Origin of the sequence: Janthinobacterium sp. 64 (genome assembly GCF_002813325.1) — a bacterium.
Taxonomy (GTDB): domain Bacteria; phylum Pseudomonadota; class Gammaproteobacteria; order Burkholderiales; family Burkholderiaceae_D; genus Janthinobacterium.
In genome coordinates this window covers 5,132,041-5,147,145 of record NZ_PHUG01000001.1, presented here as the reverse complement: position 1 = coordinate 5,147,145, position 15,105 = coordinate 5,132,041, and the positions used below count along the sequence as shown (strand labels likewise).

Here is a 15,105-nt window from a genome sequence, read left to right as displayed (position 1 = left end):
GTCAGGGATGGAAGACATAGCGGCGCCGGCGCCGCTCGACCAGCTTGACGGCCACCTCGCCCGCTTCCGCCATGGCGTCCGCTTCCGTTGCAAACTGGTGGTCGGCCGACACCCGGCGCTTGCGCAGCAGATTCACCCGGTGCATGGGGTTGGACGAGGGGGCATAGATGGCGACGTATGCGCCCCATAATTTGCAGCCGGGCAAGCGCTCTGCCGTGTAATTCACTTCATAAAAATCAACATACTTTATCGGCACGATGTGCGCTCCAAAAATGACATGGCCGGACAGCTTGTCTCTACGGACTGACGCGGTGAGGGTAAAACCATGCGCTCGCGATTGCTCAGGATACTCAATTCAGCTCTCTTTTTATCACGCGGCACAGGAGAAAAGGATGAATGACTACATCATCCACATGCATGACGACACGCAAGTATTTGCTTGCAACGGGCAGGCCGGTGCAGCCACACTTGTCTGGCTATCTACTTGTGCAAGCTGAAAGTATAGACGATGCGAAAAAATTCTTGCTGGCAACCCTGTACTGAACGCGGGTGGCACGCTGGAGTACGCTGTCGTTCGCGCTCGATGACGTTGTCATGGCGAACCGCTCGCCAGGCTGGCACGGGGCGTGCCGCTGGCAAGCTTATGTCAATCATGTCAGATTGACAGCTCCTCTGAAGGCTTGCTTCAGGCAGCCAGGGCTTCGATCGAGGCGCGGCCCTTGGCGATCGCGCTGGCGACGGCATCCTCGCCCATGGCCACGCCTTCGGCCTGCACGAACTCGATGTCGGTGATGCCGATGAAGCCCAGCGCCGTGCGCAGATAGGTGCTCAGGTAGTCATACGCGGCGCCAGGCCCTTCGCTGTAGACGCCGCCGCTGGCCGTGAAAATCACGGCTTTCTTGCCCGTGGCCAGGCCGACGGGGCCATTTGCCGTGTATTGGAAGGTGCGGCCCGCGCGCGCCACGTGGTCGATCCACGCCTTCAGGGTCGACGGTACGGAAAAGTTGTACATGGGCGCGGCCAGCACCAGCACGTCGGCGGCCAGCAATTCGTCGACCAGGCTATCGGACAATTGCACGGCGGCGGCCGCCTGCGCGCCGCGCTGTTCGGCCGGCGTGAAGAAGGCGCCCATCACCTCTTCCGTCAAGTGCGGCACCGGTTGCGCGGCCAGGTCGCGCTCCACGACGCTGGCGCCTTGCGCGGCCAGTTTCGCGACGAATTCGCCCGACAATTGGCGCGACAGGGAACCGCTGTTGCGCACGCTGCTATTGATGTACAAGACCTTGCTCATGAATTGCTCCTGTGGAAATGGATGAGGGGATGGGCCACGTCGCAGCCCTTGCACACAGCATAGTTCGGGTCTACCATCGATGAAACCGTATAAATATCAATTTTTAGCATCGAATTTCTAGATAGGGAGTTTCCATGAGAGAACCGGGTCAGCCTTCGCTCGACCAGTTGCGCGTGTTTGTCGCCGTCATCGACGCGGGCGGCTTCGCCCACGCGGCGCGCCAGCTGCACCGCACGCAATCGGTGATCAGCTACACCATCGCCAACCTGGAAGAACAGCTGAATGTGGTGCTGCTCGACCGCGGCAAGCGCAAGCCCACCCTGACGGACGCGGGCAAGGCCCTGCTGGCCGATGCGCGCGCCGTGGCCCTGAAGGTCGATGGCATGCGCGCGCGTGCCAAGGCACTGGCCGGCGGGCTGGAAGCGGAAGTGTCGGTGGTGGTCGACGTGATGTTTCCCACCTGCGTGCTGGTGCGCATTCTGGAGGCGTTCCAGGCGCAGTTCCCCACCGTCGCCCTGCGCCTGCGCATCGAAGCGATGGGCGCCGTGGCGCAGCTGGTGATGGATGGCAGCTGCCACATCGGCCTCGGTGGCTGGATGACGGCCACGGCCAGCGTCTTCGAGCGCCTGGCCGTCGGTCACGTGCGCCTGATTCCCGTGGCCGCGCCCAGCCACGCGCTGGCGCAGCTGGCCGGGCCGATCGCCTCCAACGTGGCGCGCGAACACGTGCAGCTGGTGCTCAGCGACCGCAGCGTGCTGACGGAAGGCCAGGATTTCGGCGTGCTGGGATTGCGCAACTGGCGCCTGGGCGACCTCGGTTCCAAGCACGCGCTGCTGCGCGCGGGCCTGGGCTGGGGCAACATGCCCGAAGCGATGGTGCGCGAAGATTTGACGCAGGGACGGCTGGTGCACCTGCCGCTGGCCGTCGACAATGGCGAGAATTACCCGATTTATTTGATACAGCGCGCCGACACGCCGCCGGGCCAGGCGGGCAAGTGGCTCACGGAGCGGTTTGCGGAGCAGTTGCCGTTGCTGGAACAAGTCTTCTAGATGCGCGCGCGGGGGGGTATCATGCCTCAGCAAACCCCAACCAAATGCTGGGGTCAGTCCCTGCGGGATCGCAACCCGTCCCATTGGGACTGGTTGCCCCGACGGGTCTGACCCCGATTTCAGACACAACCTTGAAGAGATTCACATGGCCGGCATCGACGACTTCGTCAACAAACAAAAACCTGGCGCGCGCTTCGTCATCACGGCGCAGATGCTGCGCATGACGCCGCAGCAATTCGACGCGCTGGCGCAGGAATGGATGGAAGACGGCGGCCCCGGCTTCGACATGGCCGGCATCCCGCACCGGGTCGTCATCGACGGGCAGTTTTATATTGCCAGGCTCACCGTGTCACGTCACGGCGAGCCTGAATAAAAACTACTCGACGCCCAGCACGTGCAGGCGGCGGCGCAGGCGCGCCACTTCTTCCGACAGGTCGACCACCAGCGCGGCCAGTTCCGCGTTCGCATCGAACACGGATTCGATTTCGTGCAGGCGGCGCGCGCGCACCAGATCCAGGCTGGTGAAGCGCCAGGCCGTCAGCTGCCCCGCCGGCGGGCCATTTTGCAGCAGCACGCCCGTCTGCACATGCCGCACCACCCAGTCCGGCTCCACGGCGCAGGCGCGCGCCAGTTCCTCCAGGCTCAGGGCACGATCTTCGAGCAGTTCGCCAATTACCTTGTTTGTCATGATTTACCCTCCCAGCTTCTGGCGCGGATTGAAAGCCATCTCGCGCGCCATGGTTGCATACAATTCGCGCGCCTTGTCATCGTTCGCCGGCGGCAGCACCACTTCCAGCAGCAGATACAGGTCACCCGGCTGGGCGGCGGGAATGCCGCGCCCCTTCAGGCGCAGCTTGCGCCCCGTCTGCGAATTGGGCGGCACGCTGACGGCCACCGTGCCCGATGGCGTGGGCACGTCGATCTCGCCGCCCAGCGCCGCTTCCCATGGCGTGACGGGCACCGTCTCGAACACGTCGCGCCCTTCCACCTTGTAGCGCGCATCGGGCTGGAAGCGGATTTCCAGATACAGGTCGCCAGCGGGCGCGCCGCCGCTGCCCGGATGGCCCTGCCCCTTCATGCGCAGCTGCTGTCCTTCCGTGACGCCTTTCGGTATCGTCACTTCCAAGGTGCGCTCGCGCGTGACGACATGGCCTTGCGCATCCGCTTCGGGCACGCGCATGACGATGTGGCGCCTGGCGCCGTGGTAGCTGTCGTGCAAATCGATGGTGATGGCGGCGTGGCTGTCTTCGCCCTGCATCTGGAAACTGCCTCCAGCGCGGCGGCGCCCGCCCACGTGGGCAAACAGGTCGGCAAAGAAGTCGCTGTCGTCGGCGCCCGACGATTCGTAACCCGAACCCCAGTCCGGCGGCGGCCGGAAGGGCTCTCCCTTGGGATGGCCCTGGGCGCTGCGGCCCAGTTCATCGTAGGCGGCGCGCTTTTCCGCGTCGCCCAGCACGCCGTAGGCCTCGTTGAGGGCCTTGGTGCGCTTGTCCGCGTCCGGTTCTTTGCTCACGTCGGGATGGTATTTGCGTACCAGCTTGCGGTACGCCTTCTTGATCTCGGCCTCGGTCGCCGTCTTTTCGACGCCAAGCTCCTTGTAGTAGTCCTTGTATTCCACCGCGCTTGCTCCCCATGGTTGAACTGCCCATGGGAAGAGTACACGAATTAGGCGGCAGGCAGCGTGTGCACAATACAACGCTGCCCGCCGGCGTACCAGCGCACGCGGGCACTCGCTCAGTACATCAGCGGTAATAATCGTCCTGCGACGGCTCGCGCTGGTCCATGAAGTGCTCCTGGCGGCGCGCATCGCGCGGATCGACCTGGCGCACCGACGACACCTGGCCATCGAGGCCGCGTCCCAGGTTTTCAAAACGCCCCTGCCCGAAGATGCGGCAAGTGCCCTGGTAGCGCCAGTTGCTGCACAGCTGCCAGTAGCCGCGGTCGATGTAGATGCCGGTGGCGCGGTCATTGAAGCCGATATCGCTCAAGGCTTCGATATCGCGGTTGATGCGCACGGCGGCGCCGTCGCTGGTGTACATCTCCAGAGTCGAACCACGGCCATAGCCACCATGGCCACGGTCGGGATCGCGCCCCGGGTTGCGGCCCGAATCGCGGTCCGGATCGCGCCCCGGGTAGCCGGGGTTGTAGCCACCGCTGCCGCGCGCCACTTCACGCACCGAAGAAATTTCATCGTTCATGCCCGGCATCGACGGATATTCACCGCGTTCGAGCACGCGGCAGGCGCCGCGGAAAGCGCCATCGACACACACTTGCCAGGTGCCGGAATGGACGATGATGCTCGATACCTTGTCGTTGAAGCCATGGTTGGCAAGATACTCGGTCGGTTCGCGCAAAGTCAGCGACCGGCCGCGGAAATTATCGTCCTTGAACAGGGTGATCTCGCCGGCCTGCGCGCCAACATGGATGAAGAGTGAGGCTGCGCATAGCAGGGCGTGGGTAAGCGGGCGGTTCATGGGAAAGTCTCCGTGGATATGGTCGGCATCAATAGTTGTCAGTGTAGCGGCCAGACAAAAAAACGGTGTAACAAATATACGAAAAAAAACAATGAATTGTTACCAAAAGAAAGAAAACACCCCCAGGCGACACCATCCTGCGGCCCGTGGCGCGGGGACAAGCGGGCACATTATCAGTAGAATTGCGTGTTTAGCCACGTTTGCCACCCATGCCACACACGACCTCGTTCACCCTGCCCGCCGTCCGCGCCGAAGTATCTTCATTATGGAAGCTGGCCTGGCCCATCCTGATCGGCCAGCTGGCCACCGTCGGCATGGGCGCGGCCGACGTGGCGATGACGGGGCATACGAATCCCGAGGAACTGGCGGCCGTGTCGCTGGGCGCGGCCATCTGGTCCATCGTGCTCGTCACCGTGAGCGGCATCATGATGGCGATCAATACCCTGGTGGCGCATGAAATCGGCGCTGCGCGCCACGACCAGGTGCCGCACATCGTGCGCCAGTCGCTGTGGAAGGCGCTGCTCGTCGGCCTGGTGGCCTGCCTGCTGACGAACATGGCGGCGCTGGTATTCGACCACCTGATGCTCGAACCCGCCGTCGCATCGAAGGCCAAGCTGTTCGTGCACATCATCAGCTGCGCGCTGCCGCCGTTCGCCGCCTACCGCGCGCTGTACGGCTACAGCACCAGCATCAACCAGACCAAGCCCGTGATGGTCATCGCGCTGGCGGCGCTGGCGCTGAATATTTTCGTCAACTACCTGCTGATCTACGGCCACTGGGGCATGCCGAAACTGGGCGGCGTGGGCTGCGCCGTGGCCACCACCTGCTGCGTGTGGATGATGCTGCTGGCCATGCTGGCCTGGATCAGGATCGCGCCCGCCTACCGCGCCACGTATCCGTTCACGCACTGGGAATGGCCACAGCCATCGTCCATCGGTCCCATGCTGCGCCTGGGCCTGCCCATAGGCGTGACCTACTTTGCCGAAGTGAGCGCCTTTGGCGTCATCAGCCTGCTCGTGGCGCGCTTCGGCGTGATCCAGGTGTCGGCGCATCAAATTGCCCTGAATTTCTCGTCCGTCGTCTTCATGGTGCCGCTCACCTTCGGCATCGCGCTGGTGACGCGCGTGGGCCATGCCGTGGGCGAAGCCAATCTGCGCCGCGCCCGTTTCATTTCGTGGGTGGGCGTGGCCATGTCGCTGACGGCGGCCATCGTCTCGGCCACCGTCATCACCGTCTTCCGCCACCAGATCGCGCAAGCCTATACGTCCGATCCGCAGGTGCAGGAACTGTGCGCGCAGCTGCTGCTGTTCGCCGCCCTGTTCCAGCTGTCCGACGCCACCCAGGTGGCCACGTCCTGCGCGATTCGCGGCTACAAGGTGACGCGCCAGCCGATGCTGATCCAGCTGCTGGCGTTCTGGGGTTTCTCGCTGCCGATCGGCTATGTGCTGGGCCTCGCGCCGCCAGGCTTCATCTGGTCGCCGGCCGAACCGATGGCCGCCGCCGGTTTCTGGATCGGCCTCGTCACGGGCCTGACGGTGGCTGCCGTGCTGCTGACCTGGTATTTGAACAGGCTGTCGCTGCAGCGCCTGCGCACCGCGCATTGAACCGAGCGCCTTGAACACAGGGCGGCGCGCAATTTATGCGTGCCGCCCTTGCCGCTTCGCCATACAAAGCACCACCAGTCCACTCGTTACGCCAAAGTAAAGAAGGCAATTGCCGGATTATTCCGTGGCTGGCCCTATCGCATTAAACGCCGTGCTCTGGTATCGTTTGCCGTCAAGCATCTGCTTGACCATCCCTTTACCATCACCGAGACATCCATGCGTTTTATTCTTTGTTTTCTGGCCGCGATGGCCAGCGTTCCCGCATCGGCTGAAAAGCTGACCCTGGAACGCATTCACGCCGATCCGGCGCTGGCCGGCCCCGGCGTGCGCAACCTGAAGGTCTCGCCCGATGGCGAGCGCGTCACGTTCCTGCGCGGCCGCGCGGACAACCAGTTCCAGCTCGACCTGTGGGAATTCAAGCTCAAGGACAAGAGCACGCACCGCCTGGTCGACTCGAAGGCGCTGGTGCCGAATGAAACGATTTCGCCCGAAGAGCAGGCGCGCCGCGAACGCGAGCGCACGGCCAGCCTGAACGGCATTCTCAGCTACGCCTGGTCGCCGGACGGCAAGCAGCTGCTGGTGCCGCTGGCCGGCAATCTGTACCTGGTCGACGCGGCCCATCCGGACAAGGCGCGCCTGGTCGCCAAGGGCAATGTGCTGGACCCGAAAATCTCGCCGAAAGGCCGCTACGTCTCGTTCGTGCGCGACCAGAACATCTATGTGATCGACCTCAAAACGGACAAGGAACGCCAGCTGACGACCGACGGCAAGGGCGCCATCCGCAACGGCGAAGCCGAATTCGTGGCGCAGGAAGAAATGGGACAGCGCACCGGCTACTACTGGGCGCCCGACGATTCCGCCATCGCGTATAAACGCTATGACGAAGCGCCCGTGCCCGTCGTGCGCCGCTTTGAAATCTTCGCCGACCGCACCGATGTCGTCGAGCAGCGCTACCCTGCCGCCGGCGACCCGAACGTGCTGGTGCAACTGCTGATCGTCTCGCCGGAAACGGGCGCGCAGCGCCAGGTGGACCTGGGCACGAACCCCGACATCTACCTGGTGCGCGCCGACTGGAGCGCGGACAGCAAGTCGCTCGTCTACCAGCGCCAGTCGCGCGACCAGAAGACCCTCGACCTGGTCGCCGTCGATGCGGGTACTTTGGCGCAGCGCACCCTGCTGACGGAAACGTCCAAAACCTGGGTCAGCATCCATGACGACCTGCGCTTCCTGTCGAACGGCACCTTCCTGTGGTCATCCGAGCGCACGGGCCGCAATCACCTGTACCTGTACGACATGAGCGGCAAGCTGCTGCACCCGGTCACGTCCGGCGAGTGGGGCATCGACGGCGTGCTGGCCGTGAACCAGAAAACCGGTAAAGTGTTCGTCGCCTCGAACCGCGACGCCGTGATCGACAAGCAGACCTACGCCCTGGCACTCGATGGCAGCACGGCCGACAAGCCGCAGCGCGTGACGAAAGCCGACGGCTGGCACGACACGACGTTCTCGCGCAATGGCGAAGTCTTCGTCGACACGTATTCGGACCCGGCCACGCCGCCGCAAGTGAGCATCCGCCGCCCTGACGGCGCCATGGTGGGCTGGCTGGAAGAAAATGCGCTGAACGCCAGCCACCCGTACGCCAAGTACAAGGCGGACCACCTGCCGACCGAGTACGGCACCCTGAAGGCCAACGATGGCCAGACGCTGTACTACTCCATCGTCAAGCCGTCGAACTTCGACGCCAGCAAACGCTATCCCGTCTACCTGTCGACGTATGGCGGCCCGCACTCGCAGCACGTGGCGCGCCGCTGGGGCAACAACTTCGACCAGTACATGGCGCAGCAAGGCTTCGTCGTCTTCCGCCTCGATAACCGCGGTTCCTCGCGCCGCGAGCGCGCGTTCACGGACGCCATCTACCACAACCTTGGTGCGGCCGAAGTGGCCGACCAGCTGGTCGGCATAGCCTGGCTGGGCAAGCAAAGCTTCGTCGATGCCAAGCGCATCGGCGTGTTCGGCTGGAGCTACGGCGGCTTCATGACCTTGCGTCTGCTGTCGGCCGCATCCGACAAGATCGCCATGGGCGTGTCGGTGGCGCCCGTGACCGACTGGTCGCTGTACGACACCCACTACACGGAGCAATTCCTCGGCATGCCGAAGGAAAACGTCGATGGCTACAAGGCCAGCACCGTGTTCGCCCACCTCGATGGCTTGAAGTCGCCGCTGCTGCTGGTGCACGGCATGGCCGACGACAACGTCTTGTTCAGCAACAGCACGCGCCTGATCGATGCGCTGGTGAACCGCGGCGTACAGTTCGACCTGATGACGTATCCGGGCGCCAAGCACGGCATCTCGTCGCGCGCGGGCCAGCGCCACGTGTACAAGAAAATCGAGATGTTCTTCAAGCAGAACCTGGGCGTCGCGAAGTAAAGCGCGCCCGCAAATGAAAACCGCCGCCTGTCTCGCGACAGGCGGCGGTTTTTTTATGCGTGCGTCAGATTACGGTTTGCGCGTAACGGTCTCGACCGCATCCTTGACGTCGCCAACTTTCTTCTGCACTTTGCCTTCGACCTGGTTTGCCAGGCCCTTGGCTTGCTGTTCTTCGCTGCCGACGACTTTGCCAGCGGCTTCCTGGATTTTACCGCCGACTTCCTTCAGTTTACCTTCGACTTGATCTTTGTTCATGATGAATCCTCACTGTAGTTGGTACATCTGTTGTCCGGCGCCCGAAGCGCCGGTACTGCGGCTCACACGCTGCTTGAAGCGGCTTGCGCTGCTTGCTGCGTGTCGATGTGTCCATACTACGCTTGAGGTTGCAAAAACTATGTACGGTCCCTAACACATGCCAAAAATCAGCTAATTACGCAAAATCAGCCCGCTTTGCGCCATACCGTCGCCAGCCACGGCTGCTGCTCGCGCGGCAGGCCGGGCGGACGGTAGTACTGCTCGATCAAGGTAAAACCGGCCGCCTGCACGTAGGCGGCCCAGGTCGCTTCGTCGTGGTAGCTGCCATAACGGGCGCCATTCCAGCCTTCCTGGTTTTGCCCGCGCGGGTTCGAGCTGAACAGTACACCGCCGGGCTTCAGGCAAGCATGCAGGGCGCGCAGCACGCCGGGCAAGGCGGCGCTGGGCACGTGGAACAGCACGGCATTGGCGAACACGCCGTCGAAGTGCGCGGCGGGCAGGTCGAGATCAACGAAATCCTGCTGCCACACGGTGCAGCCGCTGTAGGTGCGCGCCATCTCGACGAAGCGGGGGCAGCCATCGACACCGATGGCGTGGTGGCCCATGGCCGTGAACGCTTTGAGATCGCGGCCCGGGCCGCAACCGAGGTCGAGAATATCCAAAGGCGCCGGCTTGCCGATGGCCCCCAGCAGCGCGCTGATGTTCTGGCTGACGTCGTGGTCGCGCGTGCCTTCGAAAAACTGCTCGGCGCTGGCGTCGTAATGGGCCAGGGTGCGGCCCGTGATGGCGTGGATGGGGTCTTGCTGCGGGTTCGGCTTCATGGCGGTCCTATCGATATGTTCCGCCATTTTACGGTGCCGGCGCGCTGGGCGTGCGGCACCGTCAATGACTACCAGACGCGCACGCGCTGCTCCGGCGCCAGGTACAGCTGCTGCCCCGGCTTGACGTCGAAGGCCGGATACCAGGCGTCGAGGTTGCGCACGGTGGCGGCGCGGTATTGCGCCGGGGCATGGCCATCCGTGAGGATTTGCTGGCGCGCCGCCGCTTCGCGCGCCTTGCTGCGCCAGCTGACGCCGTAGCCGATGAAGAAATCGCGGTCCGCGTCCGCCTGCACCGGCTTGCCCTGCTGCGACAAGGTGAACGCATCATGCGCGGCCGCCACGCCGGCCAGGTCGGCCAGGTTTTCGCTCAGGGTCAGCTGGCCATTCACGGCCAGGTCGGGAAACGGTTTGTAGGACGCGAATTGCGCCACCAGCTGCTGGGATGCCGACTGGAAATGCGCCAGGTCGGCCGGCGTCCACCAGTCGCGCAGCTTGCCTTGGGCGTCGAACTGGGCGCCCTGGTCGTCAAAACTGTGGCTGATCTCGTGGCCGATGGTGGCGCCGATGCCGCCATAGTTGGCCGCATCGGACGCTGTCGGATCGAAGAACGGCGGTTGCAGGATGGCGGCCGGGAAATTGAGCGCATTTTGCAGCGGCAGGTTGACGGCGTTGACCAGCTGCGCCGGCATGGCCCAGGCCTTGCGGTCGGGCGCTTGGCCCAGCTTGGCCAGTTCCTGGCGATAGTGAAACTGTTCCGCCCGCTGCACGTTGCCCAGCGCATCGCCGCGCACCACGCGCAAGCCCGCATAGCTGTCCCAGCGCTCGGGATAGCCCACGCCCACGTACAGGGTCTTGAGCTTTTCCTGCGCCTGCGCCTTGGTGGCGGGCGCCATCCAGTCCAGCTTGTCGATACGGCGTGAGAAGGCGGCGACGATATTCGTCACCATGGCTTGCACGCGGGCTTTCGATTCCGGCGGGAAATAGCGCTCCACGTACAGCTTGCCGACGGCGTCGCTCAGGGCCGCATTCGTCGCGGCCAGCGCCCGCTTGCTGCGCAGCGACTGCTGCGGCGTGCCGCTCAGGGTGTTGCCATAGAAGGCAAAGCGCTGCTCGGCGGCCGCCTTCGGCAAGGTCGTGCTGAAATGGTTGATGGTATGGAAGGCCAGGAAATCCTTCCACGTGGCCAGCGGCACGCTTGCCACCAGGGCGGCGCTGCCCGTCATGGCCGTCGGATGCCAGACGATGAAATCCGCTTGCTGGCCCAGCCCTGCCGCCTGGAAGAAGGCGTTCCAGTCCAGGCCGGGCGCCTTGCTGGCGAAGTCGGCGGCGCGCCAGGCGTTATTGCCCTTGGCAACATCGGCCGAATCTTCGCGGCTGGCGTGGCGGGCGGCAATTTGCTGTTCCAGCGCAAACACGCGCGCGGCGCGGGCCGGCGCATCGCTGTAGCCGGCCTGCTTGAGCATGGCGGCGATATGCGCCTGGTAGCCCGTGCGCAAGCCCTGCATGCGGGCGCTGTCGGCCTGGTAGAACGCGCGGTCTGGCAAGCCCAGCCCGCCCTGCAGCAGATAAGCGACATTGCGCGTGGTGTCGTTCAAGTCTTGCGCCACCCACAGGCCGAACAGGTTTTCCGTATAAAAATTGGTGGCGTTGAGCGGGTCGACATCGGCGCGCAAGCTCTCGCCCAGCGCGCGGGCCAGGCCCGCCTGGTCGCGTATGCCATCGATCTTCTTCAGCAACGGCTTGATCGGCGCCCAGCCTTTCGCTTCGATAGCCGCTTCATCCATCCAGGAACGGTAAAAATCGCTGACCTGGCGCGCGGAGGCATCGGCCTGCGGCGCCGCCGCCAGTCCTTCGACGAGGCCGATGATGCGCTCGTTGGTGGCGTTGGCGAGGATGGCGAACGAGCCCCAGCTGCTGCGGTCGGCAGGAATCTCCGTGCTGCGCAGCCAGTCGCCATTCACGTAGTCGTAGAAGTCGTCACCAGGCAAGACTTTGACGGGGACAGCGGCAGTGGCGCCGGCGGCCTGGCCGTGCGCCTGGGCCGGCAAACCGGCCAGCGAGACGCCGGCCAGGGCGAGGACGATGGCAGCCTGGACTGGCGTCCGGGGCCAGGAAAAACGCAAACCGTGCATGGCGATCCTTTCGATGAAAACAAGAAATTCATAGCCTGAAATCATACCTTTTTTGGGCCAAAAAACCGCCCCCAAACTTTTTTGCATGCGGACAAAAAAACGGCCTATAGTTTCACGACCCCGTGCCGCGTGTACGCCAAGGAGATTGCCATGCAACTGGAAGCGCTGTTCCAGCAACCCCACGCCCTGCCTGCCGCCCCGAAGATCGTCAATGAACTGGTGCGCAGTTTCGACAATCCCGCCATTGCCACCGAGGAGATCGCGCGCCAGCTGGGAGCGGACCCGGTGCTGAGCGCCAAGCTGCTGCGGCTGGCCAACTCGGCCTATTACCACGTCTCGCGCAGCATCGGCACGGTCGAAGACGCCGTGCTGATGCTCGGTTTTGTGACCGTGCGCACCCTCGTCATCAGCTCGGGCCTGGTCAGCGGCTACAAGACCGTGCCCGGCCTGAATCTGCCGCAGTTCTGGCGCTACAGCCTGCACAGCGCCGTGTCGGCCCGCTGGATCGCCAGGCAGACCGGCGACAACCAGGACCTGGCCTTCACCATCGGCATGATGCATGCGATCGGTCAACTGGTGATCCATGCCGCCATGCCCGAGCAAGCCATGCAGCTCGACAAGATCGCGCCGCCGCTCGATGCGCGCCGGCTTGATGCGGAACGGGTGTCGCTGGGCTATGACTATGCGCAAGTGGGCGCCGAACTGACGCGCCGCTGGAAGTTCCCCAGCACCTTTGCCGAAGCCATCGCCGCCTTTCCCGATCCGCTGGCCAAAGCGCCCTTGAACCGCCTGGCCGCCATCGTGCACCTGGCCTCCTGGCGTGCGCGCATCGAGGAAAATGCGTTGAGCGCGGAAGAAATCATCGCCTGCTACCCGAATGACGTGGCTGAAGCGCTCGGTTTACCGCCGTCCGTGCTGGTGGACAGGATGCCGCCGCCTGCCGAACTGAGCGCGGGACTGGAAGAACTCGTCAAATAAAGCAATCGCGGCCGGAATCGTCAGCCCAGCATCCATGCGGGTTTTGCGGGCGATTCCGGCGGCCGGCCAAAACCATGCACATTATTTTCACTTTTTTTTCAAAAACACCCTCAAGTTCCCGCTGAATCTGCCGCTAACCTGGACAAGCGGTAATCCATTCACTAGTTACGGGTGTGCTCATGACCTCCAACGACGTTCTTTCGATGTATGAAAATATTGCAGGAATGACCAATAAAATGGTCGTGGCCGCACGTTCGAACGATTGGGATGGCCTCGACACCCTGGAAAACCAGTGCGCCAGCGCCGCCAGCGCGACCATGACGGGCAAGGTGCCCGCCCTGGCCGGCGCCTCGCGCCTGCGCAAGATCGACTTGCTCAAGCAAATCCTGGCCAATGACCGCGAAATCCGCGCCATCACAGAACCGTGGATGACGCAGCTGCCGAGCGCCATGCACGGCGCCCGCGCCCGCATGTAAGAAGTTGCCGCACCAGAAACAAGAAAAGCACCCGCGGGTGCTTTTTTTACGTCTGCCGCCGTGCCGGGGAGCGCGCCAGTTGCGACGCTCGAAAAGCAAGGAGGAGGGAATTTGGAAGGCGAACCCCAGGTATCTCCTGGCGTCGCCTCGCTGCCGGTTGCATCCGGCGTTCGCGAGCACATCGTCGGCATCGCAAACCGCTTCCAGTCCCAGGCGTTTATGCAACGCTACACCTGTTTGCCGCGCCACACTATCGTTGGTGACTGCGCCAGGCTGGGGCTGTTTTGTCGTAGAGCAAGTCCACTGAGTTAATCATATCACCATCTTTGAAAAATAGGCAACACCCTACACAGGCACTTCCTATCTTTTTTGAATATCTTTTTTTATATCAAATTTGTAGCCACATTAACGCGAGAACGGCTCCGCTTCCGGCTCAGCTGCCGCCCCCTCTTCCACCGCCTCCGTCAGCACGGGCACATCCTTGCTCTTGCGGCGGAACGGTTTGCGCAGCAAGACCCAGTATTTCGACGGCGCGCCCGGCCCCGCCGCCTGCTTGCGCTTGCGCACGACATACGCGATAAGCGCCGTCAACAGCAGGAAGGCCACGGTGCCGATACCGAGCCACAGCAAGCCGTTGCCGCCCGTTTTCTTTTCCTTGTCGGCGGCTGGCGCCGCGTGCAGCGGCTTGGGCTTGGCATGCGGCGCCTGCGCCTCGGCCGGCGCGGCAGCAGGCGCAGCGGCGGCGGTAGCGGTGGCAGGCTGAGCCAGCGCCTTTTGCAAGGCGCCTATCTTGCCTTCCAATTCACCAAGCTTGGCATTCAGGGCCGCATTTTTCTCATCCAGCGCCACGCACGCTTGCGCCTGCCCGGCATCCGCCTGCGGTGCGCAAGCGGCCACGGGCGCCGTGGCGCGGCGCAGCGGCGGACGCAGCGCGGGAGCAGCCGGCGCAGGCGCGGCGGGCGGCGGCACGAACACGCGCGCCGGGCGCACCAGGCCCTCGGCGCGCGCGCGGGCCGCCAGCGCGGCGGCATCGGGCGGCGGCGCGCCGGGTGCAGCGCGCGGCAGCGGCATGGGCATGGGTACCGGAATGGCGGGCCTGGCTGGCGCACTGGCAGCAGCGGCGGCAGCGGCGGGTGGAGCCGGCGTCAGCCACAGCGTACCCAGACGCACGACGGCGCCATTGCCATTGCCCAGCAACAAATACAAATGCACGTGGCCCGCCTGGATGGCTTGCCGCGTTGTCACGCGCACATAGTGGCGCCCACCGCGCTCCAGCGGGCTGATCGTCAAAGTTTGCAAGGCCGGGTCCATGCCGATGCCGCCACCGCGGTACACATCGGGCGAGGCCAGGCGCACGGTTACGCCATTGACATCTTCGGGTGCCAGCGCCGTCAGCTCGATCTCTGCCAGCAAGGGCTGGCCCACGTGCGACAGCACGGCCATCTCGCCCAGTTCGGCCGCCATGACGGGCGGCAAGGCCAGGCTGGCCGCGGCGCACGCGATCAGGGACCAACGGGGAATAATGCTGCTGTGCATGGACTGATCGCTTTGATAACAGGATAAATAATGGGGACTCGCCTGTCTTTAACGGCAGGAAATCG

General features: G+C 63.9%; 15 protein-coding genes. 6 read left to right on the top strand and 9 right to left on the bottom strand.

All coding sequences use genetic code 11. The annotated features are described in order from the left end of the window. Position 1: 1 nt before the first annotated feature. Complete coding sequence (locus CLU91_RS22620) at positions 2 to 256, bottom strand: hypothetical protein (RefSeq protein ID WP_100875906.1); 255 nt, start codon at positions 254 to 256, stop codon at positions 2 to 4. A 429-nt stretch (positions 257 to 685) separates the two neighbouring features. After that, on the bottom strand, positions 686 to 1,291 hold the full coding sequence (locus CLU91_RS22615) for an FMN-dependent NADH-azoreductase (RefSeq protein ID WP_100875905.1): 606 nt from the start codon (positions 1,289 to 1,291) through the stop codon (positions 686 to 688). A 134-nt stretch (positions 1,292 to 1,425) separates the two neighbouring features. Here CLU91_RS22615 and CLU91_RS22610 point away from each other — a divergent pair, with 134 nt between their 5' ends. Both CLU91_RS22610 and CLU91_RS22605 read left to right on the top strand, forming a co-directional pair. Continuing rightward, entirely contained in the window at positions 1,426 to 2,340 is a 915-nt protein-coding gene (locus CLU91_RS22610) for a LysR family transcriptional regulator (RefSeq protein WP_100875904.1), read from the top strand. A gap of 145 nt (positions 2,341 to 2,485) precedes the next feature. Further along, positions 2,486 to 2,713, top strand: coding sequence for a hypothetical protein (locus tag CLU91_RS22605; RefSeq protein ID WP_100875903.1), 228 nt, complete (start codon positions 2,486 to 2,488; stop codon positions 2,711 to 2,713). A gap of 3 nt (positions 2,714 to 2,716) precedes the next feature. Here CLU91_RS22605 and CLU91_RS22600 read toward each other — a convergent pair whose 3' ends face one another. The 3 genes from CLU91_RS22600 to CLU91_RS22590 form a co-directional block, all read right to left on the bottom strand. Beyond that, on the bottom strand, positions 2,717 to 3,028 hold the full coding sequence (locus CLU91_RS22600) for a MerR family transcriptional regulator (RefSeq protein WP_071079037.1): 312 nt from the start codon (positions 3,026 to 3,028) through the stop codon (positions 2,717 to 2,719). Between the two features lie 3 nt (positions 3,029 to 3,031). Next, a complete protein-coding gene (locus CLU91_RS22595) occupies positions 3,032 to 3,958 on the bottom strand; it encodes a DnaJ C-terminal domain-containing protein (RefSeq protein WP_100875902.1) in 927 nt (308 codons plus the stop codon). A gap of 124 nt (positions 3,959 to 4,082) precedes the next feature. Continuing rightward, positions 4,083 to 4,814, bottom strand: a complete 732-nt coding sequence (locus CLU91_RS22590) for a beta/gamma crystallin-related protein (protein ID WP_100875901.1) — start codon at positions 4,812 to 4,814, stop codon at positions 4,083 to 4,085. Positions 4,815 to 5,023: 209 nt separating this feature from the next. On the opposite strand from CLU91_RS22590, the gene CLU91_RS22585 reads away from it, so the two are divergent. Next, positions 5,024 to 6,418: an MATE family efflux transporter gene (locus CLU91_RS22585; protein WP_100875900.1), complete on the top strand. Its 1,395-nt coding sequence runs from the start codon at positions 5,024 to 5,026 to the stop codon at positions 6,416 to 6,418. Between the two features lie 216 nt (positions 6,419 to 6,634). Then, positions 6,635 to 8,842, top strand: coding sequence for a S9 family peptidase (locus CLU91_RS22580; protein WP_100875899.1), 2,208 nt, complete (start codon positions 6,635 to 6,637; stop codon positions 8,840 to 8,842). A 69-nt stretch (positions 8,843 to 8,911) separates the two neighbouring features. Here the strand turns inward: CLU91_RS22580 and CLU91_RS22575 are convergent, their stop codons facing one another. From CLU91_RS22575 to CLU91_RS22565, 3 genes are all read right to left on the bottom strand, one after another. Then, complete coding sequence (locus tag CLU91_RS22575; RefSeq protein ID WP_034759763.1) at positions 8,912 to 9,097, bottom strand: CsbD family protein; 186 nt, start codon at positions 9,095 to 9,097, stop codon at positions 8,912 to 8,914. Positions 9,098 to 9,282: 185 nt separating this feature from the next. After that, positions 9,283 to 9,918: a class I SAM-dependent methyltransferase gene (locus CLU91_RS22570; protein ID WP_100875898.1), complete on the bottom strand. Its 636-nt coding sequence runs from the start codon at positions 9,916 to 9,918 to the stop codon at positions 9,283 to 9,285. A gap of 68 nt (positions 9,919 to 9,986) precedes the next feature. After that, entirely contained in the window at positions 9,987 to 12,050 is a 2,064-nt protein-coding gene (locus tag CLU91_RS22565; protein WP_100875897.1) for a M13 family metallopeptidase, read from the bottom strand. A gap of 150 nt (positions 12,051 to 12,200) precedes the next feature. On the opposite strand from CLU91_RS22565, the gene CLU91_RS22560 reads away from it, so the two are divergent. Together CLU91_RS22560 and CLU91_RS22555 are read left to right on the top strand one after the other, a co-directional pair. Then, positions 12,201 to 13,028, top strand: a complete 828-nt coding sequence (locus tag CLU91_RS22560; protein ID WP_100875896.1) for an HDOD domain-containing protein — start codon at positions 12,201 to 12,203, stop codon at positions 13,026 to 13,028. A 224-nt stretch (positions 13,029 to 13,252) separates the two neighbouring features. After that, complete coding sequence (locus tag CLU91_RS22555) at positions 13,253 to 13,504, top strand: flagellar protein FliT (protein WP_332870900.1); 252 nt, start codon at positions 13,253 to 13,255, stop codon at positions 13,502 to 13,504. A 405-nt stretch (positions 13,505 to 13,909) separates the two neighbouring features. Here the strand turns inward: CLU91_RS22555 and CLU91_RS22550 are convergent, their stop codons facing one another. Continuing rightward, positions 13,910 to 15,040 (bottom strand): FimV/HubP-related protein, encoded by a 1,131-nt coding sequence (locus CLU91_RS22550; RefSeq protein WP_100875894.1) that lies wholly within the window; start codon positions 15,038 to 15,040, stop codon positions 13,910 to 13,912. Positions 15,041 to 15,105: the final 65 nt, after the last annotated feature.

Excerpts from the sequence above, each read along its gene's own strand:
- CLU91_RS22615 (WP_100875905.1), bottom strand. The coding sequence starts at position 1,291 with ATGAGCAAGGTCTTGTACATCAATAGCAGCGTGCGCAACAGCGGTTCC.
- CLU91_RS22610 (WP_100875904.1), top strand. The coding sequence starts at position 1,426 with ATGAGAGAACCGGGTCAGCCTTCGCTCGACCAGTTGCGCGTGTTTGTC.
- CLU91_RS22605 (WP_100875903.1), top strand. The coding sequence starts at position 2,486 with ATGGCCGGCATCGACGACTTCGTCAACAAACAAAAACCTGGCGCGCGC.
- CLU91_RS22600 (WP_071079037.1), bottom strand. The coding sequence starts at position 3,028 with ATGACAAACAAGGTAATTGGCGAACTGCTCGAAGATCGTGCCCTGAGC.
- CLU91_RS22590 (WP_100875901.1), bottom strand. The coding sequence starts at position 4,814 with ATGAACCGCCCGCTTACCCACGCCCTGCTATGCGCAGCCTCACTCTTC.
- CLU91_RS22585 (WP_100875900.1), top strand. The coding sequence starts at position 5,024 with ATGCCACACACGACCTCGTTCACCCTGCCCGCCGTCCGCGCCGAAGTA.
- CLU91_RS22580 (WP_100875899.1), top strand. The coding sequence starts at position 6,635 with ATGCGTTTTATTCTTTGTTTTCTGGCCGCGATGGCCAGCGTTCCCGCA.
- CLU91_RS22575 (WP_034759763.1), bottom strand. The coding sequence starts at position 9,097 with ATGAACAAAGATCAAGTCGAAGGTAAACTGAAGGAAGTCGGCGGTAAA.
- CLU91_RS22570 (WP_100875898.1), bottom strand. The coding sequence starts at position 9,918 with ATGAAGCCGAACCCGCAGCAAGACCCCATCCACGCCATCACGGGCCGC.
- CLU91_RS22565 (WP_100875897.1), bottom strand. The coding sequence starts at position 12,050 with ATGCACGGTTTGCGTTTTTCCTGGCCCCGGACGCCAGTCCAGGCTGCC.
- CLU91_RS22560 (WP_100875896.1), top strand. The coding sequence starts at position 12,201 with ATGCAACTGGAAGCGCTGTTCCAGCAACCCCACGCCCTGCCTGCCGCC.
- CLU91_RS22555 (WP_332870900.1), top strand. The coding sequence starts at position 13,253 with ATGACCAATAAAATGGTCGTGGCCGCACGTTCGAACGATTGGGATGGC.
- CLU91_RS22550 (WP_100875894.1), bottom strand. The coding sequence starts at position 15,040 with ATGCACAGCAGCATTATTCCCCGTTGGTCCCTGATCGCGTGCGCCGCG.